The 21010-nt window shown below is 35.3% G+C and carries 18 protein-coding genes; 11 read left to right on the top strand and 7 right to left on the bottom strand.

Going from position 1 to position 21010, the window contains the following annotated elements:
- The first annotated feature begins 5 nt into the window (after window positions 1–5).
- The 9 genes from OQ292_RS14055 (at window position 6) to OQ292_RS14015 (ending at window position 8189) form a co-directional block, all read left to right on the top strand.
- On the top strand, window positions 6–854 hold the full coding sequence (locus OQ292_RS14055; protein ID WP_284682770.1) for a septal ring lytic transglycosylase RlpA family protein: 849 nt from the start codon (window positions 6–8) through the stop codon (window positions 852–854).
- Window positions 855–1074: 220 nt separating this feature from the next.
- The gene (locus OQ292_RS14050; RefSeq protein ID WP_284682769.1) at window positions 1075–2520 is read left to right on the top strand and encodes a septal ring lytic transglycosylase RlpA family protein; all 1446 of its coding nucleotides are present in this window, start codon (window positions 1075–1077) and stop codon (window positions 2518–2520) included.
- Window positions 2521–2545: 25 nt separating this feature from the next.
- Window positions 2546–3553 (top strand): septal ring lytic transglycosylase RlpA family protein, encoded by a 1008-nt coding sequence (locus tag OQ292_RS14045; RefSeq protein WP_284682768.1) that lies wholly within the window; start codon window positions 2546–2548, stop codon window positions 3551–3553.
- Window positions 3554–3632: 79 nt separating this feature from the next.
- Complete coding sequence (locus OQ292_RS14040) at window positions 3633–4532, top strand: DUF58 domain-containing protein (RefSeq protein WP_284682767.1); 900 nt, start codon at window positions 3633–3635, stop codon at window positions 4530–4532.
- Window positions 4533–5022: 490 nt separating this feature from the next.
- Window positions 5023–5676 carry a fructose-6-phosphate aldolase gene (fsa, locus tag OQ292_RS14035; RefSeq protein ID WP_284682766.1) on the top strand — a complete coding sequence of 218 codons (654 nt, stop codon included), beginning with the start codon at window positions 5023–5025 and terminating at the stop codon, window positions 5674–5676.
- 129 nt (window positions 5677–5805) lie between these two features.
- Window positions 5806–6009: a fructose-6-phosphate aldolase gene (locus tag OQ292_RS14030; protein WP_284686007.1), complete on the top strand. Its 204-nt coding sequence runs from the start codon at window positions 5806–5808 to the stop codon at window positions 6007–6009.
- Window positions 6010–6031: 22 nt separating this feature from the next.
- Entirely contained in the window at window positions 6032–6742 is a 711-nt protein-coding gene (locus OQ292_RS14025; protein WP_284682765.1) for a cell division ATP-binding protein FtsE, read from the top strand.
- A gap of 2 nt (window positions 6743–6744) precedes the next feature.
- Window positions 6745–7665, top strand: coding sequence for a methionyl-tRNA formyltransferase (fmt, locus tag OQ292_RS14020; protein ID WP_284682764.1), 921 nt, complete (start codon window positions 6745–6747; stop codon window positions 7663–7665).
- A gap of 29 nt (window positions 7666–7694) precedes the next feature.
- The gene (locus OQ292_RS14015; RefSeq protein ID WP_284682763.1) at window positions 7695–8189 is read left to right on the top strand and encodes a dihydrofolate reductase; all 495 of its coding nucleotides are present in this window, start codon (window positions 7695–7697) and stop codon (window positions 8187–8189) included.
- 16 nt (window positions 8190–8205) lie between these two features.
- Here OQ292_RS14015 and OQ292_RS14010 read toward each other — a convergent pair whose 3' ends face one another.
- The 5 genes from OQ292_RS14010 to OQ292_RS13990 form a co-directional block, all read right to left on the bottom strand.
- Entirely contained in the window at window positions 8206–9069 is an 864-nt protein-coding gene (locus OQ292_RS14010; RefSeq protein ID WP_284682762.1) for a sigma-70 family RNA polymerase sigma factor, read from the bottom strand.
- A 143-nt stretch (window positions 9070–9212) separates the two neighbouring features.
- Window positions 9213–11387 carry a polyribonucleotide nucleotidyltransferase gene (pnp, locus tag OQ292_RS14005; RefSeq protein WP_284682761.1) on the bottom strand — a complete coding sequence of 725 codons (2175 nt, stop codon included), beginning with the start codon at window positions 11385–11387 and terminating at the stop codon, window positions 9213–9215.
- A gap of 268 nt (window positions 11388–11655) precedes the next feature.
- Complete coding sequence (gene rpsO / locus OQ292_RS14000; protein ID WP_284682760.1) at window positions 11656–11931, bottom strand: 30S ribosomal protein S15; 276 nt, start codon at window positions 11929–11931, stop codon at window positions 11656–11658.
- A gap of 157 nt (window positions 11932–12088) precedes the next feature.
- Window positions 12089–14548 carry a bifunctional UDP-N-acetylmuramoyl-tripeptide:D-alanyl-D-alanine ligase/alanine racemase gene (locus tag OQ292_RS13995; RefSeq protein WP_284682759.1) on the bottom strand — a complete coding sequence of 820 codons (2460 nt, stop codon included), beginning with the start codon at window positions 14546–14548 and terminating at the stop codon, window positions 12089–12091.
- Between the two features lie 25 nt (window positions 14549–14573).
- Window positions 14574–15740, bottom strand: coding sequence for a THUMP-like domain-containing protein (locus tag OQ292_RS13990; protein ID WP_284682758.1), 1167 nt, complete (start codon window positions 15738–15740; stop codon window positions 14574–14576).
- 86 nt (window positions 15741–15826) lie between these two features.
- On the opposite strand from OQ292_RS13990, the gene OQ292_RS13985 reads away from it, so the two are divergent.
- Window positions 15827–16291 (top strand): regulatory protein RecX, encoded by a 465-nt coding sequence (locus tag OQ292_RS13985; RefSeq protein ID WP_284682757.1) that lies wholly within the window; start codon window positions 15827–15829, stop codon window positions 16289–16291.
- 83 nt (window positions 16292–16374) lie between these two features.
- Window positions 16375–17577: a tetratricopeptide repeat protein gene (locus OQ292_RS13980; protein ID WP_284682756.1), complete on the top strand. Its 1203-nt coding sequence runs from the start codon at window positions 16375–16377 to the stop codon at window positions 17575–17577.
- A gap of 79 nt (window positions 17578–17656) precedes the next feature.
- On the opposite strand, the gene OQ292_RS13975 is transcribed toward OQ292_RS13980, so the two are convergent.
- Both OQ292_RS13975 and OQ292_RS13970 read right to left on the bottom strand, forming a co-directional pair.
- Complete coding sequence (locus OQ292_RS13975) at window positions 17657–20206, bottom strand: sodium-translocating pyrophosphatase (RefSeq protein WP_284682755.1); 2550 nt, start codon at window positions 20204–20206, stop codon at window positions 17657–17659.
- Window positions 20207–20432: 226 nt separating this feature from the next.
- Entirely contained in the window at window positions 20433–20960 is a 528-nt protein-coding gene (locus OQ292_RS13970) for an inorganic diphosphatase (protein WP_284682754.1), read from the bottom strand.
- Window positions 20961–21010: the final 50 nt, after the last annotated feature.

The raw sequence follows: 21010 nt of genomic DNA, 5'->3' as shown, positions 1-21010 counted from the left end.
TTGCCGTGTCTTTTAAAAAAAACATCATTCAAACAGCTAGTTTTTTCTGTAAATTTATCTTTTTAGGAGTATGTATTCTTACATCTGAATTTGCTTTTTCTCAAGCAATTTCTAAAATTGGGTATACTCAAGAAGGTAATGCATCTTACTATCCAGATAACAGAAATGGAGCATACACCCGAAGTGGTGAACGGTATAGTATGTATGCACTTGAAGGAGCACATCAATACATTGCTTTTAATTCGCTAGTGAAAGTAACCAATCTGGATAACAACAAAGAAGTTTATGTTAGAATAAATGACAGACCATATACCAACTCTCGAATTCTCGACCTCACACTAGCTGCCGCTAAAAAATTAGATATGGTTGGCAAACCAACAACCAAAGTGCGTATAGAAATTATTGCCAACAACAACTTTAGAGATAATTCTTATAACAGTCTTGTTGCTCAAAACAATCAAGTAATACAAAACACCACACCTGTTACTACTACTACAAGCAAATTCCCGACATCCATTGCTGTATCTAAAGACTTATCGTTAGATAAGCTCGAAAAAATATTTGCGCCAGTTCATACTTATACTTTAAGTGGGCAAACAGTTTCACCAAAAGGTTGGGGTATACAGATTGGCTCTTTTAACGAAATTAAAACCGCTATGGAAAAAGCTGAAAGATTAGAGCAACTCCAATTTAAAAATATTTTTATCCAATCTGGCTGGGCAAACAAGAACAAAATTTACAGAGTAATTCTGGGAGATTTTGATAAAAAAGAAGATGCCAAAGAAGTAGAAAGCTACATAAAAAACCACTATAAGGGCATTTTTGTGAAATCTCACATGTTAAATAACAAATAGCCTATTTAGTTCATTATTTAAATAGTGGCGATTTTATATTAAAAACACTTATTTAAGTTGATTTCACTTTTTTATGCATGAAAGTAAATCATCTATATTACCTCATAAAATGCATATTTTTTTAGATAATTCGTAATATTGTTTTACGTTTTTTTCGTTTAAAACATTTATATTGTAAATATACTTGTCTGATTTTTTTGAGTAGCACATTTTTTAACAGATGATACCTAAACTAAATTCTTTAAGAAACTTTATATTTTTTGTAATCATATTAAATGCAGGACCATTGCTTGCCCAGTATGATATTGGCTATAAAGAGACAGGAAAAGCTGCATATTACGCAGATAAGCTGCATGGTAGGCCAACAGCAAGTGGTGAATTGTATGATAAAAATGCCTTTACCACTGCACATAAAACACTTCCTTTTGGTACCATTATAAAAGTTACCAATCTTGGCAACAACAAATCAGTTAATGTAAAGGTAAACGATCGTGGCCCTTTTCAACCTGGCAAAATGCTAGATATTTCCAGGGCTGCTGCCGAACAAATAGATTTAATAAAGCAAGGAGTTGCAGAAGTACAATTAGAAATCTTAGGAGATGATGCAATCATGCTTCCTTCTAACAATAATACAACTGCTTCAACCCAAAACAATAATGGGATAGATTACAATGCGCCAGCAGTTTCAATGAATGAAGTTACTGCCAACAATGGTGAAAACATCAATTATCAAGCTGTTGCACAAACCCAAAATAACCAGCAGCAAACTAATAATTATAACTCACTACCTGAAACACAACCATATAATCCTCCAGCTGCAGAGAATAAAACCAGAAATATTCAAAACTTCCCAGAAACTAGTGCACTTACAGAAAATAATAATATTCAAGCTAGCACAGCTTCTATGGAAATAGACGAAGTAGGTTTTGTACAAAGAGGTAAAGCAGGCTTTTATCCGGCAGATAGAAACGGTAAAGTAACTGTAACAGGAGAAGAATATAATATGAATGATTTGGTTGCATCTCACCCTAATATTCAGTTAAACAGTGTAGTAAAAGTAACCAATCTGGATAATGGCAAAATTGTGATGGTTAGAATAAACGATAGACCTTCTGCAGAAGACTTGAGCAACGAAACCATAATCAAACTTTCTCTAAAAGCTGCCCAAACATTAGAGATTATCGAACAAAAATCTGCTGATGTAAAACTTGAAGTAATCGACACAAGCAATCCAATAGAAAATGTGCTTACTGCAAATACAGAAACAGAAATTCCTGTAACTGAAGAAAAAATTGTAGAGCAAAAGCAAGTAACTCTTTCTGCTGAAGAAATAGTTGCCAATAGAATCAAAATGCTTTCTGAGATTATACAACCTGTAAACACTTACGATTTGAGTGGCAATGTTCTAAACCTCGACGGATTTGGTATTCAAGTAGCATCTTATACCGATCAGTTAAATGCGGTAGAAAAAGCCTTAGAGTTTGAAAAGCTTCAATTTAAAATGGTATCGATACAAGCAGGTTGGAGCAATGGACAAAAATCTTATCGCGTGCTAATTGGCGATTTTGTAAGCAAAGAAGCAGCAGAGCCTTTAATGGAATTTATTAAAAGTAAAGACCTAGAACCTTTTTTAAGAAAACACATTGAGGCTAAAAACAATAATTAATCAATATTCTAAAAACATTATATACATGAAAACTATACTCAATTCTATCATATTAAGCATTATTCTAGGCATAATAGCCACCACATCCTTTGCACAGGAGAAAGAATACAAAGTAGGTTATAAAGAAAAAGGAAAAGCTTCTTACTACGGAGAAAAACTGCATGGCAAAACAACTGCAAATGGCGAAAAATACGACATGTTCAGCATGACTGCCGCCCACCCTTCTATACCTTTCAACAGCATTATTAAAGTTACCAATGTTAATTCACCTGATAAGTGGGTTACTCTAAGAATAAACGACCGTGGACCTTTTACTAAAAATAGGATTCTGGATATTTCTAAAAAAGCTGCCTTAAAACTTAATATGGAGAAAACAGGAGTTTTAGAAGTGGAACTGGAGATATTAAAATTAGGAGATAACGAAAGTCTTACAGAAAATAAAAAGCCAGATACAGCAAAAGATAATGAGACACTCGCAAATGCAAAATCAGCAGGTGACGAAAAAGATAAAGAAACCAAAAAGAATACTGATACCAAAAAGCCTGATACTCAAAAGGTAGAGGTTGCTGCTACAGAAAAAAATAAAGATGTAAAAGCTAAAGCAGAAACTAAGCCCGAAGAAAAAGCGGTAGCAACTAAAAAGGATAACAATAAGGCAAAAGCCAACGCGAATTCAAGCAGTAATAAAGGAAAAGATAAAAATGATAAAGCTGTAACTGCAAGCAACAATGTGCCTTTAAATCAAAGATTTTCAAAAACAGGAACTTATAATGTATGGGGTACACCTGTAAAACCTAAAGGTTATGGTTTACAATTAGGCTCATACTCTGAGATTGACCAAGCGATTAAAGTAGCCGAAGAAGCAAGTAATCTAGGATTAAAAGGCATTTACATTCAGTCTGGATGGACGAACCAACAGCCTTCTTATAGAGTTTTATATGGAGCTTGGGCTAACCAAGACGAAGCAAAAGAAAATATTACTATTACCAAAAGGAAGGGTTTTCCAAGTGCTTTTGTAAAAAACCACCTGTAAAATTGAAGCAGGCAATTTCAGAATCAATTAAACCAGTTTTTTAATTCTCCATCAACGCAACAGTTATTTTTTCAACTTTATGGATTTATCAAAAGTAAAAGAATACGGCAACATTGAGCTACTAGCCAAACAAATGGTAGAAGGCTTTATTACAGGTCTTCATAAATCGCCATATCATGGCTTTTCAGTAGAGTTTGCCGAGCATAATCTTTACAATACAGGAGAAAGCACCAAACATATAGACTGGAAAGTTTTTGCACGTACAGACAGGCTTTACACAAAGCGATACGAGGAAGAAACCAACCTACGCTGTATGCTTTTGATTGATAAATCATCATCCATGTACTACCCTACTGACTCTCAGGCTAAAATCCGATTTAGTATAATGGCAGCAGCCTGTTTGTCTTACATGCTTCAAAAACAAAGAGATGCTGTCGGGTTGTGTACTTTTCACGAAGAAGTTGAGCTTTTTACACAAGTAAGATCAACTGCCACACACATTCACAACTTGTTTCTAATGTTGCAAAACATGTTGGAAGACAAACCAGAGCAACACAAAACTTCGGTAGCAGATGTAATACACCAAGTAGCTAAAAGAATTCACAAACGCTCTTTGGTAGTACTTTTTAGTGATATGATGGATAATTCAGATAAACATGATGAAATATTCTCAGCCTTGCAACATCTCAAGCACAACAACCATGAGATATTGATTTTTCATGTTTATGATAAAAGAACTGAGCTTGATTTTAATTTTCCTGAAAGGCCAACTATTTTTATTGATCTAGAAACTGGTCAAAGAGAAAAAGCCCAACCTTCTCAAGTAAAAAAAATATATCAGGAACAGATCGAAAAAAGATACAAAGACATCAAAATGAAGTGCGGTCAATATAAAATTGATTTTATTGAAGCCGATGTTGCCAAAAGTATAGATCAAATATTACTACCCTATTTAATCAAAAGAAAAAGAATGAGGTAGCAGATTTTGTTAGCAGTATTCAAAAAAACTTAACTTTTTAGTTACAATTTAAACTAAAGGTTAAGTTTTTTTTATTTTTTTTCAATCTTTTTTCAGGCGATAAACCACAATTAAAATACAGCCTACAAGTATCTAAAAGCCGAAAATTGCATAAAACAGCCTAAATATAGTATTCTCTCCTAGTCTACCTTCGCACTTATTTTTAAAATCCTTTTCTAAAATATTTGGAAATAAAAAGACAAATCTATTAGCTTTGCACCGGCAAGTCAGTACGACCAGCTCCTGCGAATCCCCCAGGTCCGGAAGGAAGCAAGGGTAAGTGGTCGTAGCGGTGCGATACTCGACTTGCCATTTTTTATTCCTCCTTTTTTTTAAACACCCACCATGACAATTCTGTTAAATCATAAAATACTTCAGAATTGAATTGGGTAATCACCCTTACAGGCTGTATATTTAAAGCCGTTTTAATAAACATAAATTTTAATTGACAATGAAATTTTTTATTGATACTGCAAATCTTGACGAAATAAAAGAAGCCAAAGAATTTGGTGTACTTGATGGTGTGACGACAAACCCTTCCTTAATGGCAAAGTCTGGTGTTAAGGGAAAAGAAAATATTTTCAAACACTATAAAACTATTTGCGAAATCGTAGATGCTGACGTGAGTGCTGAGGTAATCGCTACAACCTACGAAGAAATTATTAAAGAAGGAGAAGAACTTGCAGCTATCGATGATCGCATAGTTGTAAAAGTTCCTATGATTAAAGATGGTATAAAAGCAATTAAGTATTTTTCTGATAAAGGAATTAGAACTAATTGTACACTTGTATTCTCTGCTGGACAAGCAATTCTAGCTGCAAAAGCGGGTGCTACTTACGTTTCTCCTTTCATCGGTAGATTAGACGATATCTCTTTCGAAGGTATGGATCTAATCGCTCAAATCGTTGATATCTACGAAACTTTCAGCTTTGATACTCAAGTATTAGCAGCTTCTATCAGAGGACCACTTCACATCGTACAGGCTGCTGAGTCTGGTGCTGATGTTGCAACTTGTCCTTTAAGTGCAATTCTTGGATTACTTAAGCACCCATTAACTGATATCGGTCTTGAGAAATTCTTAAGCGATGCTAAAAACTTTAGTTAATCACTTATCAAAATAAAAAAGAACCTCACAAATAATTTGTGGGGTTTTTCTTTTTTATGAGCTTTGTATATGAAAAATTCTGAAATACAGGATGCACTGTCTGATGTAAGCACTCAATCGATAAAAAATATGTACATCATTAAAGTTAAAGGAAAGGCTAAAATTCCTGATTACATACAGCTCAGAGATGAGAATTTTGTTTTAATCGCCTATTTCAGAGCAGACAGGCCATTAAAAAAGCTGGAAAAATACGGCTTAGAAGGTAAAGAAGATGAACTAAGAGAGTTAATCAATACCATTCCATTTGGCAAATTGCAGAAGTTAGAACTCTAATTTCTCAAAACTAAAAAATACAATGGAGGCAGATATAATCATAAGTGTGAATGATACAGTGGTGATGCAAAACCAAACGCCGATTTTGGAAGACCTTAATTTCAAAATTAGAAATGGAGAGTTTGTATACCTCATTGGAAAAACTGGCAGTGGTAAATCATCGCTATTACGCACTTTATATGCCGATTTGGAAGCTGGCAAAGGCAAAATACAAGTTGCTGGCTTTCAAGTAGATTCACCCAATCAAAAAGACATCCCATTTCTTAGACGAAAACTGGGAATTATTTTTCAAGACTTTGAGCTTTTTACCGACAGATCTGTTGAGCAAAACCTTTATTTTGTAATGAAAGCCACCGGCTGGAACGACAAAACCTTAATGAAAAACAGAATTGCCGAGGTACTGGGTAATGTAGGTCTCGATGGTATACAGAAAAAAATGCCACATCAACTTTCGGGAGGTGAACAACAAAGAGTTGCTATAGCCAGAGCATTGGTTAATCATCCTTTAATTGTTTTGGCAGATGAACCAACCGGTAACTTAGACCCTACCGTAGCAGATGAGATACTCGATTTATTTATCGAAATAAATAAAACTGGTACAGCAGTGATAATGGCTACTCACCATCACAGTTTCCTGCGCAGGTTTCCTTCAAGGGTTTTATATTGCGATAATGGTAAAATAAGAGATGTGCAGAAAGATATGGTTTTAAGAAAATTTGTAAACGAGAATTAAAGATGAAGCGGAATTTGAACATAGTATTTATGGGAACACCTGAGTTTGCAGTTCCCTCGTTGGAAAAACTTATTGAAACCAATTATAATATCGTTGGAGTAGTTACTGCTCCCGATAAACCAGCAGGAAGAGGCCTTAAAATGCAATATTCTCCTGTAAAAGAATCTGCACTAAAACATAACATCCCTGTATTACAACCAGAAAAATTAAAAGACGAAGTATTCTTACAACAACTCAAAGACCTCAACACAAATCTAATAATTGTAGTGGCTTTCAGAATGTTACCAGAAATGATTTGGTCTTTTCCTGAATATGGCACTTTTAATTTACATGGATCTTTACTACCTCAATACAGAGGAGCTGCACCAATTAACTGGGCTGTAATTAATGGCGAAAAAGAATCTGGGCTAACTACATTCTTTTTAAAAAAGAAAATTGATACTGGCGATCTTATTTTACAGGAGAAAGAGCCGATTTCAGAAGACGATACAGCCGGAACACTTTATGAGCGCTTAATGAACAAAGGTGCCGGTCTCGTGCTTAAAACAGTGCAACAGATAGAAACAGAATCTTTTACCCTTACTCCACAAGACAATTCACAAGAATTAAAACCTGCTCCAAAAATATTTAGAGACAATTGTAAAATAGACTTTTCTAAAACCACTGTTGAAATATACAATTTTGTAAGAGGTTTATCTCCCTACCCAGCAGCATGGACAGATAAGCTTGGAAAAACTTGTAAAGTGTTTACATCAGCCATTCCAGTAAGTATTCCTGAGAATAATGGTGAGGAGATTCTTACCGATCAAAAAACATTTCTTTATTTAAAAACAGCAGACTCTTACATCAGCATTGTAGAACTACAACCTGCTGGCAAGAAAAAAATGCCTGTAGATGCTTTCTTAAGAGGCTATAAGCTATAAGTAATTCAACATTTAGAAAAAGAAAATTAATGATAGTATCTTTTATCGTAGCAACTGCTGAGAATAGAACCATTGGTAAAGATAATGATCTACCATGGAGGCTTCCTGCAGACCTAAAACTCTTTAAAAAGATTACGAGTGGTCATTGCATCATTATGGGAAGAAAAACCTATGATTCAATCGGAAAACCACTTCCTAAGCGAACCAACATTGTAATTACTACCCAGAAAAACCTCGAAATAGAAGGATGTGTAGTAACCAACTCTATTGAAGAAGCATTAGCACATGCAAAATCAATTAATGAAGACGAAGCTTTTATTATTGGAGGAGCAAGTATTTACGAATCAGCTTTAGATAAAGCAGATAAACTTTACCTTACCTTGGTTCACACTGAAATTGATGGAGATGCCTTTTTTCCAGAAATCAATAAAAATGATTGGGAAGTTACCAATACAGAAAAACATGAAAAGGATGAAAAGCACAACTATGCTTTCACCTTTCAAACTTTAGTAAGAAAAAAATAATATTGAGAGGAAGTTATTAACCGAGGTAAGGCTTTAAAGGAGTACTCTTAGAGCTATGTCTTAACCTTTTGATGGCTTTCTCTTTAATCTGCCTTACTCTTTCTCTAGTAAGCCCAAAATACTCTCCTATCTCTTCTAAGGTCATCGTTTGTTTGCCATTTAAACCAAAATACAAACAAATTACATCTGCCTCACGCTGATTAAGACTAGCAAGAGCATGTTGTACTTCTTTTCTTAAGCTCTCATTCATTAAGGTGGCATCTGGAACACCTTCAGTTTCATTCTCCAATACATCGTACAGGCTGTTTTCTTCCCCTTCGGAAAATGGTGCATCCATAGAAATATGCCTACCAGAAATCTTAATGGTATCTACCACTTCATTAAGAGGCAGCTCTAATACTTCTGCCAATTCATCTGGAGATGGCTCTCTTTCGAAACGTTGTTCTAAGTCTGAGAAGGTTTTAGAGATTTTATTGAGTGAGCCCACTCTATTAAGGGGAAGTCTTACAATTCTAGACTGCTCTGCCAATGCCTGCAAAATAGATTGACGGATCCACCAAACAGCATAAGAGATAAATTTAAAACCTCGAGTTTCATCGAATCGCTTGGCAGCTTTTATTAGTCCAAGATTGCCTTCGTTAATTAGATCTCCTAGTGTTAAACCTTGATTTTGATACTGCTTAGCTACAGAAACCACAAAACGAAGATTAGCTTTGGTTAATTTTTCCAAAGCGAGAGGATCGCCATCTTTAATTTTTTTTGCCAAATCAACTTCCTGTTCGGCAGTCAATAACTCTACCCTACCGATTTCCTGCAAGTACTTATCAAGTGATTGACTTTCCCGGTTAGTGATCTGCTTACTGATCTTGAGTTGTCTCATCAGTAGTATCAGTTAAATTATATTTACTAGAGCCCAATTTTTTATATGCAAGACTTATTCAATATAATTTTTGTGATTTATAACCGATTTTGCAAGTTTTTGGGTATATTTTTTTAAATAGCTATAAAGAAAAAAAGAAAGCCTTATCTAGGCTTTCTCTTATTATCAGTTCTATCGTTTCCTTTTGGTCTAGATTGATAACCTTCAGGCTTTGGAAGTAAGACCTTCCTCGACAACCTAAACTTACCGCTCTTCTTATCAACATCTATCAGTTTTATTTTTACTTCTTCACCTTCCTCTAGCACTCCATCCATACTCTCAAGTCTTTCCCAAGTAATTTCTGATATATGAAGTAAACCTTCTTTTCCTTTCATAAATTCTATAAATGCACCAAATGGCATAATAGATTTTACAACACCATCATATACTTCTCCAACTTCAGGAACTGCTATAATTGCTTTAATTCTAGCTAGCGCAGCATCCGTAGATTTCTGGTCGTTAGCAAAAACATTTACAACACCTTTGTTATCAACTTCTTCAATAATGATAGTAGAACCAGTTTCTTTCTGGATTTCTTGAATTATTTTACCACCAGGACCAATTACAGCACCGATCATTTCTTTCTCAATCTTAATAGTAATAGATCTTGGAGCGTGTGGTTTATAATCTTCTCTTGGTGCAGCAAGTGTCTTATTCATTTCACCAAGAATATGTAAACGTCCTCTATTAGCTTGTTCTAAAGCTTCTTTTAAAACATCATAAGAAAGACCATCTACTTTAATATCCATCTGGCAAGCAGTAATACCATTTGCAGTACCTGTTACTTTAAAGTCCATATCTCCTAAATGATCTTCATCACCAAGAATATCAGAAAGGATTGCGTATTTACCAGTTTCAGGATCAGAGATCATACCCATTGCAATACCAGAAACAGGTGCTTTAATTTTGATACCTGCATCCATCAATGCTAATGAACCAGCACAAACAGTTGCCATTGAAGAAGAACCATTTGACTCTAAAATATCTGAAACTACACGAATAGTATATGGATTATCAACATCAGGAGGAATAACTTCTGATAAAGCTCTAAATGCCAAGTTACCGTGACCAACTTCTCTTCTACCCGGACCTCTGTTTGGTCTTACCTCACCAGTTGAAAATGCTGGAAAGTTGTAGTGAAGAATAAATTTATTATAACCTTGATGCATAGCGCCATCAATCATCTGCTCGTCTAGCTTAGTACCTAGTGTAACAGAAGTTAATGATTGAGTTTCTCCACGAGTAAAAACTGCTGAACCGTGTGCAGATGGCAGATAGTTTACTTCACTCCAAATTGGTCTTACCTCTTCTAAATCTCTTCCATCAAGTCTTTTATTTGTATCAAGTACAGCGCTACGAGCAGCTTTCTTCTGTGCTTTCTTCAAATATCTTTTAATCTTAAATTCGTCGTATTCGTGATCTTCTGGTAGAGAATCAAGGAATTCGTTTGTGATTTCAGAAAAACCCTCTTTTCTTTTATTTTTATTTGCAATACCTGAAGAAGCAACTGTATAGAATTTATCATATACTGCGTCAAAGATTAATTTTTTCAAGTCTTCGTCTTCGTCAAAGCCTGCAAATTCTCTCTTTTCAGACTTGCCAGCTTTTTCCATTAACTCAAGCTGTGCTTTACACTGATCTTTAATCGCTTCGTGAGCTGCTTTTAAAGCACCAAGCATATCATCTTCAGATACTTCTTTCATCTCACCTTCTACCATCATAATATTTTCGATAGAAGCCGCAACAATTAAGTTAAGCTCAGCATTTTCAATTTGAGCTGGAGTTGGGTTAATTATATAATCCTCACCTACTTTTATAACTCTTGCTTCAGAAATAGGACCATTAAAGTTAATATCAGAAACGGTTAATGCAGCAGAAGCAGCCAGGGCAGCCAAACTATCAGGGAGTGCATCAGCATCAGCTGAGATCAGGTAAATGTTTACCTGTGTTTCGAATCCGTAATCATCAGGGAAAAGTGGACGAATAGCTCTATCAACTAAACGAGAAACCAATACTTCGTGATCACTTAATTTTCCTTCTCTCTTTAAAAAGCCACCAGGAATCTTTCCTGCTGAAGCAAATTTTTCCTGATAGTCTACAGAAAGGGGTAAAAAGTCTATTCCTTCTTTAGCTTCTTTTAATGAAACTGCTGTAGCTAATATCATGGTATTACCCATTCTTACAACTACTGAACCATCAGCCTGACGGGCTAACTTTCCTGTTTCGATGGTAATTTCTCTACCATCTGCTAAAGATATTTTTTGTTCTATTGCTTTCATATCAAAATTACGCTATTGCAAAAATTCGATTTCATTTCAGAAGATCGAAGAGTGTGATGAGATTTATGTTACTATCTGAAAAATTAGTTAGGGAGAGATAGTTTTAAAAAAATTATCATTGCCGCTTTCTTCTTCTTTACTTCTTTTTTAATATACAAATAGGGAATTCTGAGTGAATTCCCTATTTGAAATACATCTTATCGCTTCAGTGAACGAATAACTGTAGGTGTGAATGGTAATGTAAATATTTGGGGCTTTAATCCTACCATTACTTTCTTATGCCCAATTCCTTAATAATACTTCTGTAACGAGTAATATCTTTCTTTTGAAGGTAATTAAGAAGTTTTCTTCTTTTACCTACCAATTGCAACAAGCCTCTTCTTGTAGAGGTATCTTTCTTGTTCTGCTTTAAATGCTCTGTTAAATGACTAATTCTATGAGTAAACAAAGCTATCTGAGACTCCGGAGAACCAGTATTTTCAGCTGCTTTTGTGAAGCTGAACTTTTCAAAAATCTCTGCTTTTTTTTCTTTTTCCAGGTACATCTTAGCTATACTATAAAAACCTATAATAAATTTTTCTTTTCTCTTCTTTTTTTAAGACTTGCAAAGTTAGAGTTTTATATATTTAAAACAAAAATCTTTTAGTAAATATGCCAATCTGTGTGTAGTCTTTTAACAAAAAACTCAAAACCTGCTGATTTTAGCCATTAAAATATAGTCTTTTTACTCTTTCATTTACATTTGTCATGATTTCGTAAGGGATTGTACCCACCCATTTTGCTAAACCTTCTACTGTTGGCACCTCTCCAAATATCACTACCTCTTCACCATCCTTTATATTTAAGCCAGTTACATCAATCATTGTCATATCCATACATACACTACCAGTTACTGGAGCCAATTTTCCCTTTACCAATACTTTACCTACACCATTTCCAAAACGTCTGTCGAAACCATCAGCATAGCCAATGGCAATGGTTCCAATTTCCATATCTTTTTTTGCTATCCCTTTTCTGCTGTACCCTATACTCTCACCTTTTTTTACTTTTTTTACTTGAGATACCGTTGTTTTGAGTGTAGAAACTGGCTGAAGTTTATCCTGATAAAAAGCATTGGGTTCGACCCCATATAAACCTATACCTAATCTTACCATATCAAACTGCCTGTCGTTAAAGCGTGCAATTCCTGCTGAGTTAAGCGCATGACTGATAAAACTATAACCCAATTCATTTTCCATGTTGTTACATACTTTTTCGAAGGATTCTAATTGCTTTAAAGAGAAAGCATTATGCTCTTCTTCATCGGCGCCAGCTAAATGAGTCATTACAGCTTTCACCTGAATTTTTTTGGCATGCTGCTTTAAAGTTGCTACCAAATCTTTTTGATCATCTACTTCAAAACCTAATCTCCGCATACCTGTATCGAAGTTGATATGCACATGCATGCTCTTCTCTGCTTCTTTTTGCTGTAAAAAATCGATTAAATGCTGAAGAATTTCTAATGAATAAATTTGAGGTTCTAAATCGTGTTGATACAACTTTTCGAAAGATTCTGGATGTGGATTCATCACCATTACAGGTAAGGTAATACCATTTTCTCTTAACCTAACAGCTTCGTCAGTATAAGCAACGGCCAAATAATCTACTCTGTGGTGTTGTAGTAGTTTCGCAATCTCAAATCCACTGCTTCCATAACCGAAGGCCTTTACCATTACCATCAGTTTGGTTTGCGGCTTTAAAAGACTTTTATAGAAATTGAGGTTATTTGTTACAGCTTCCAGATTAATTTCTAGGTGGGTGCCATGTATTTTCTCTTGGAGCGCATTTACAACTTCTTCAAAAAGAAATTTTCTAGCTCCTTTTATAAGCACAACTTCTTTAGAGAAGCAACCCAATTGTTTTTTATCAGACAAAAAACTGGAAGTATTCTCATAAAAAGCAGTTTCTGCTAAAGTGAAAACATTTCGATGACGGCTAATTTCAGCACCGACTCCAATAAACTTACTTACTGCATTTTGCTGTAAGAGTTCATTTACTTTTTGATAGAGCATCGCGGATTCTTCGCCACTCTCTAGCATGTCTGAAAGTATTACTGTTTTTTTACTGGCATGGCTTTGCTGTTCCAGAAAATCTAATGCTACAGAAAGTCCAGCAAGATCATTATTATAGGTATCATCAATCAAAAGGCACTCATTAATTCCTTTTTTAAGCTCCAATCGCATTCTCACTCCTCTTAATGCTTTTACTCCTTCTTTGATGCTATCTATAACTTTGTCCCTATCATTAAAAAAACTCAGTATAAAAGTGATACATGTAGCCAGGTTTTGTAGTGAGGCCGCATCTGAAAAGTTGGTTTCTAACTCTAACTTTTCAGAATTATAAGAACAAATAACCTTAATTTTTTGTCCTGATGCCTGAATTACATCGAACCGAAAATCAGCAGTCTCTCCAAATGCCCAGTTTATTTTTTTAGCTTTAACTGAATTGAGTAAATCACTAGAAACTTCAATATTTTTAGGATAGATCAGTAAATCAACATTTTTAAAAAGTTTCAATTTCTCCTTCACTTTCTCTTCTCTGTTATCAAAACCTTCGTCGTGAGAGCTGCCGATATTTGTAAGGATTCCTACATTTGGTTGGATTACTTCTTCGAGCTTTTCCATTTCATTGGTAGTTGAAATACCTGCCTCAAAAATCCCCAACTGATGCCTTTCTTCAATTCCCCAAACAGAAAGCGGCACGCCTATTTGCGAGTTATAACTGCCCGGACTTTTTATAATAGCAAAATCTGGCGAAAGCAATTGGTAAAGCCACTCCTTCACAATGGTTTTCCCGTTGCTCCCAGTAATGGCGACAATTGGAAATTTAAATTGACTTCTATGCAAAGCCACCAATTGTTGCAAAGCCTCTATCACATTTTCAACCTGATAAAATTTCGCATTAGGTAACAAACTTTGTTCAGGCACATCTTTTACCACAAAATCTCTAATGCCTTTTTCATACAAATCTGAGATATAAATGTGCCCATCGTGTTTCTTGCCTTTAATAGCAAAAAATACACTCTCGTTAGATAACTGGAGTTTTCTGCTATCGGTAAGTAATTTTTTTTTTTGCAATAAATCTTTAAAAAAATACTCTGGTAAAGTGGCTGGTTTATTCATGGTTGTTTCAGTTAGTATTTGTGTGTTATGGTTTGCTGCATTTAATGAGCACCTTATCATTATTTAATAGTGTAGTTGCAAAAAGATAGATTTCACCTCCTTCTTTTAATCCAGTTTTTTTTCTGATGTCGGCTACATTCATCGGGAAGTTTCTCACTGTAATATTTGCCTTTTTACCCGGAATTTCCTTCTGAATTAGTTTCTTTTTTACTTTTAAAAGCTGATCTACATTAAATACTCTACCTGGAAAATCTTCAAATAAATGAGTTGAAGTGTACAGATGACTATTCGGATGTAACTTTAATAAGTGATACTTTGCCGCAGCTTCATTTTGTAAACCAGCTTTGAGCAATGCTACATTTGGCTCATATAAATAATTAAGTGTTTCTGAAAAATCGATGTTTGAAACATCAGTAGATTCAAATTCATTTATGTCATCCTTTACAATATTCACTGCCACTTTTTTTACTCGCTCAGCAGGACTTCTTTCTAAAAGGAATAACAGTTCTTTTACCTCATTTTCTACTGCTACCACAAATACCGTAGTTACATTATCTAGCTCCCTTAATGCCTGAGGAATATCTAACATCGGTGAGGCTTTAATTAAAACCTTCTCTGCTTTTGAGAGCAGAAAGTTTTTGTTTTCAATAACATCTGGCTGACAATCGGCAAAAGAAACCACTTTTTTTTGATTGGCATCTCTCCTTGCTGGATCGAGATAGATTACATCAAAATCAAAAGGAATATCTTTAAGTACCTCTAGGCTATCGCCTTGTTTTACAGTTAAGTTGTTAATTGCCAATACATTACTGTTGTACTCAGCAATTCTACATAAGTCTTCGTCTCTTTCGCAGTAAAATACTTCTTTAAAGTTTTTACAGAAATGAAAAGCATCTACTCCGAAACCTCCTGTTAAATCAATCAGCCTTTCTCCTTCCAATAAATTTGCTTTATAAGAAGCTGTAGCCTCAGACGAGCTCTGCTCCATAGAAAGCCTCACAGGAAATTCAATTTCTTTATTATTAAACCAAGATGGTAGTTTTTTCTCTGCCTTCTGCCTTGCCTCAATCTGTTTTACAGCCCAATTTATATCTACACCTTCGTGCAATTGCTTCTTTAACAATAGCTCTGATGGTGGTATTTTTTGATACTTATGCACAAAATCCCAGCTTGCTTTTTCTATCCTTTGCATTTTACTTAGTATTTTAGAATCTAAATTAAGAGGTAAATTTCATTTGCCGAGCAGCACATTAAATAATTATCGAATCTTATTTCCTTTTGAAAAAAAAGCTAAAGTCTTATAGTAAAAAAGAAGTTTTACAACAACTTGCATCATATTGCGCCTATCAAGATAGATGCATGCAAGAAATCACTTTAAAACTCAAAGATTACGATCTTCCACAAGAAGAAAAAGACTGGGTGGTAGATCAGTTAATCAGTGAACAATTTATTGATGAATTACGTTTTGCTCGAACTTATAGCAGAAGTAAATTTTACTATAAGAAGTGGGGGAAAAAGAAGATCAGCTATGCACTAAAAGGAAAGGGAATAAGCAACAAACACATTGACGAAGGCCTCAAAGAGATTAAAGAAACAGACTATTTTGACACGCTTGAAACACTGTTGGAAAAGAAAAAAAATAGCCTGAAAGATTCAGAACCTTTTACAGTTAAAAAAAAGTTATATGCTTATGCTGTTTCAAAAGGATATGAGCCATCTTTAGTGATGTCTATCATTGAGTAAAAGAGCTGAACACCAATTGAAATTTAGTTTATTATTAAACGTATAATATAAATTTGATCCATATCCAATATTTTAATAATAGTATGAAGAGGAATTTGTTTCTATTCATCATTTTTTTAATAATCAGTTTCCAAAGCAACGCACAGCGGTTACCTCATATAGACAGTGTGGATATCCTGCTAACCAACATGGCTATTCAGATTGAATGTACCTCAGGTGTAAATGACCTTTACAACTTCAAGTTTGAAAGAGCTGAAAGCCAGTTTAAGTGGATACAGAGAAATTATCCTGAGCATCCTCTCCCTTATTTTCTTTTAGGACTGATTGAATGGTGGAAAATAGCACCTAACATTGAAAAGAATACCAAGTATGACGATCGTTTTCTGGAACTCATGGATTCAACCATATATTTTGCTGAGAAAATTTATGATGAAGACGAAGGTAATGCAGAAGCACCATTCTTTTTAGCAGGTGCTTATGGTTTTGTAGGTAGGTTATATTCTGAGCGCAGTTCTTGGACAAAAGCAGCATTTGCTGGTAAAAAAGCTTTAAAGTATCTGGAAATTAGCAAACAATACACAGACTTAAGTCCCGAAATTCTTTTTGGTGAAGGGCTTTTTAATTATTATTCTGTATGGATCCCAGAGAACTATCCAATGCTAAAACCGGTAATGCTTTTATTTGATAAAGGCGAAAAAGAACTCGGTATAAAACAGTTGGAAACTGTAATTAAAGAAGGATTCTATACGAAGGTTGAAGCACAGTATTTTTTGATGCGGATCTATTCGATGGAAGAAAGCAAACCATTGAAAGCTTTGCCTATTGCAGCTTATTTGTATACAACTTATCCAGATAATCCATACTTTGAGCGCTATTATGCCAGATTGCTGTATAGTTTAGGAAGGTATGCCGAATTAAAAACAGTGGCTCAAGATATACTAGATAAGATAGATGCCAAGAGAACTGGTTACGAAGAAATAAGTGGAAGATATGCAAGCTTCTATCTGGCTACTATTTACAGACTACAATACAGAGATGATGAGATGGCTAGAAAGTATTACGATAGAGCCATTAAATTTTCAGAAGCAATTGAGGCTTACGAATCGGGCTACTATCTACACTCTTTATCTAATCTTGGTCGCATAGCAGCAGACGATGAAGAAATGGATTTAGCCATGCAGTATTACGACAAGATTTTGGAACATGCTTCTAGGAAACATACTACTCATAAAGAAGCTCGGGCTTTCAAAAAAGAGTATAAAAAGTATAAGAAAGAACACGGCTGAAAAGCGTAGTTTATGCTCAATAAAAAATCCCGTAATGCGAATACATTACGGGATTTTTTATTAGAAAGCTTTATAAATTTTATTCTACAATTTTAATGTCTACGTGTCTTACAGTACCTTCTCCCGGTTGAGCTTGGCGCTGAGTTACACTTAATCTAATTCTATCTGGACTTATTCCCTGTTCTGCGAAATAGTCTTTAATCATTTTCTCTCTCTTTTTTACATCAAATTCAACCTCCTCATTAGTAGTAGCCATAAAAATTATGTTTACTTCGGCATCTTTATCTAACTTGGCAACCATTCCTTCTAACCAAGATTCATGCTCCTCGGTAAGACCTTTTGCTTCTTTGGTAAACATGATGTCGATTAAGCCTTTTGGCGCATAATCAAAAATTCTTGGGTCTTTGGCATCTTCATCTATAGTTTCATTTGCAATTAATTCAATTGAATCCTTTGTAGATTCTGTAATGATTTCTTGTTTCTGTGATGGAACTATGCTAGAAGTATCGTCTCCATGACTATTAATTGCAATATGAGGAGCAATAATTAAAGAAACGATAGACATCAATTTGATTAAGATATTCATAGAAGGGCCTGAAGTATCTTTAAAAGGATCACCTACAGTATCACCCGTTACTGAAGCTTTATGTGCATCAGAACCTTTATATTCCATTTTTCCATTAATCTCTACACCTTTCTCAAATGATTTTTTGGCATTATCCCAAGCGCCACCAGCATTGTTTTGGAACATTCCCATTAACACACCAGAAACAGTTACACCTGCCAATAAACCACCTAATACTTCTGGGCCAAAAGCAAAGCCAATAAAGATAGGAACAATCAATGCGATTAAACCCGGTGCCACCATTTCTCTAATAGAAGCTTGAGTAGAAATAGCCACACACTTATCGTATTCTGGCTCAGCTTTATACTCCATTATACCCGGAATTTCCTTAAACTGTCTTCTTACTTCTTCAACCATTGCCATCGCTGCACGACCTACCGCAGCAATTGCTAGAGAAGAGAAAATGAAAGGAATCATACCTCCAATAAATAATCCGGCTAATACATCTGCTTTGTAAATATCTATAGAATCGATACCTGCAAGACCAACAAATGCAGCAAATAATGCCAAGGCTGTTAATGCTGCTGAAGCGATTGCAAAACCTTTACCTGTAGCTGCTGTAGTGTTACCTACCGCATCTAAAATATCTGTTCTGCCTCTTACTTCTTCTGGTAAGCCAGACATTTCTGCTATACCACCGGCATTATCGGCAATAGGGCCAAAAGCATCAATTGCTAATTGCATGGCAGTTGTAGCCATCATACCAGCTGCTGCAATAGCGACTCCATATAAACCTGCAAAGTAATAAGAACCATAAATACCAGATGCTAAAACAATAATTGGCAATACTGTAGACTCCATACCTACTGAAAGACCACCAATAATATTAGTTGCATGCCCAGTAGAAGATTGTTTTACAATTGAGCTTACAGGTCTTTTACCCATGGCTGTGTAAAACTCTGTGATATAACTCATTAATGCGCCAACAAAAAGCCCAAGTAAAATAGCATAGTAAACATCCATTGAGTTAAATGCGACACCTCTTATACTCATTTGAGCTGGCAACATATAAATTACTATAAAATAGGAAACCCCTGCCGTTAAAAGCATTGAGCTCCAATTACCCAAGTTTAGTGCTTTTTGCACGTTGCCATCTTCACCATTTACTTTTACGAACCATGTACCTATTATAGAAAAAATAATTCCGAGGCCAGCTATAACCATCGGAAGTAAAATTGGAGCGATTCCACCAAACTGATCATCTGACACAATCTCACGCCCGAGTACCATGGTTGCGAGTACCGTTGCTACATATGAGCCAAAAAGGTCGGCTCCCATACCTGCCACATCTCCCACATTATCACCTACGTTATCGGCAATGGTTGCCGGGTTTCTAGGGTCATCCTCTGGGATACCTGCTTCAACTTTACCAACAAGGTCGGCTCCAACATCTGCGGCTTTAGTATAAATACCACCACCAACTCTGGCAAATAAGGCAATAGACTCAGCACCTAAAGAAAAGCCTGCTAAAACTTCTAATGCAGTTTCCATCTCTTTACCATTCACGTCTCCTCCTACACTAACTACATACATATAATAAAATAGAATAAACAACGAGCCCAAACCGAGTACGGCAAGACCTGCCACACCTAAACCCATTACAGAACCTCCAGCAAAAGAAACTTTTAAAGCTTGTGCAAGGCTGGTTCTAGCAGCCTGTGTAGTTCTTACATTGGCTTTTGTTGCTATGTTCATTCCAATGTAACCGGCAAATGCAGAAAATACAGCTCCTATTACAAAGGAGATTGCGATTACAGCACTTGAGGTTTCAACCAGTGTACCTGACCACGCTAATAAAATTCCGGCTATTACTACAAAGTAAGCCAGCACCTTCCATTCTGCTTTCAAAAATGCCATGGCACCTTCAGCTACATAATCAGCAAGCTTCCTCATTTTCTCATCTCCAGCATCTTGTTTATTTACCCATGAGCTTTTAATAATTACATACAGAATTGCCACTAAACCGAAAGCAGGTATGGCAAACAAATAACTTAAATCTTCCATCGTAAGTGTTTATTGATTTGTGATTATAACAGTTTAAAACGTTCCCGAAATAAAATTATGTAGAGCCAATAAATTTTGAGAAGACCAAAAAATAAAAGAAAGGATTTGAAAACCCTCTCTTTTTGGTGGCCTTTATTACAGGGCTGATAATACTAAAAAATAGTATAAATAAAAAAAAAGCACCTTACTGATTGTAAGGTGCTTTAGAAAAAGTTCCGGATATTTATTAAAGTTTTATCAACTTGCTGTTATGTTCAGCTTTTTCTCTATATCTGTCGCAGCATTCGTAATATACTTGCTTAGCTCTTTCTTCATCTTGCCAGCCATCAATAGCCACTTTCTTTTCTTCAAGGTCTTTATAAACCATAAAGAAATGCTCAATTTCTTTCATTAAGTGAGGGTTTACCTCTTTTAATGAAGTCAGTTTATTCCAGATTGGATCAGATACAGGTACGCAAAGTATTTTTTCGTCCTGTCCTTTTTCGTCAGCCATGTTAAACACTCCGATTGGCCTAACATTAATGATACAACCAGGGAAAGTAGGCTCAGAAACTAGTACTAAAGCATCCAACGGGTCACCATCAAGCGCAAGCGTTTCAGGAATAAATCCATAATCACTAGGGTAGTGCATTGAAGAAAAGATCATTCTATCGTATCTGATCATTCTTTTCTCCGGGTCATACTCATACTTATTTCTACTTCCTTTAGGGATTTCGATTAACACATCGAAATTCAGATCATTACTTTTAGACATATTTTATAGTTAAAAGAGTGAAAATTTGCCCCGAATTTAGCCACTAACAA

Source organism: Chondrinema litorale (assembly GCF_026250525.1).
Lineage (GTDB): Bacteria > Bacteroidota > Bacteroidia > Cytophagales > Flammeovirgaceae > Chondrinema > Chondrinema litorale.
This window is presented reverse-complemented; position numbering and strand designations above follow the sequence as displayed.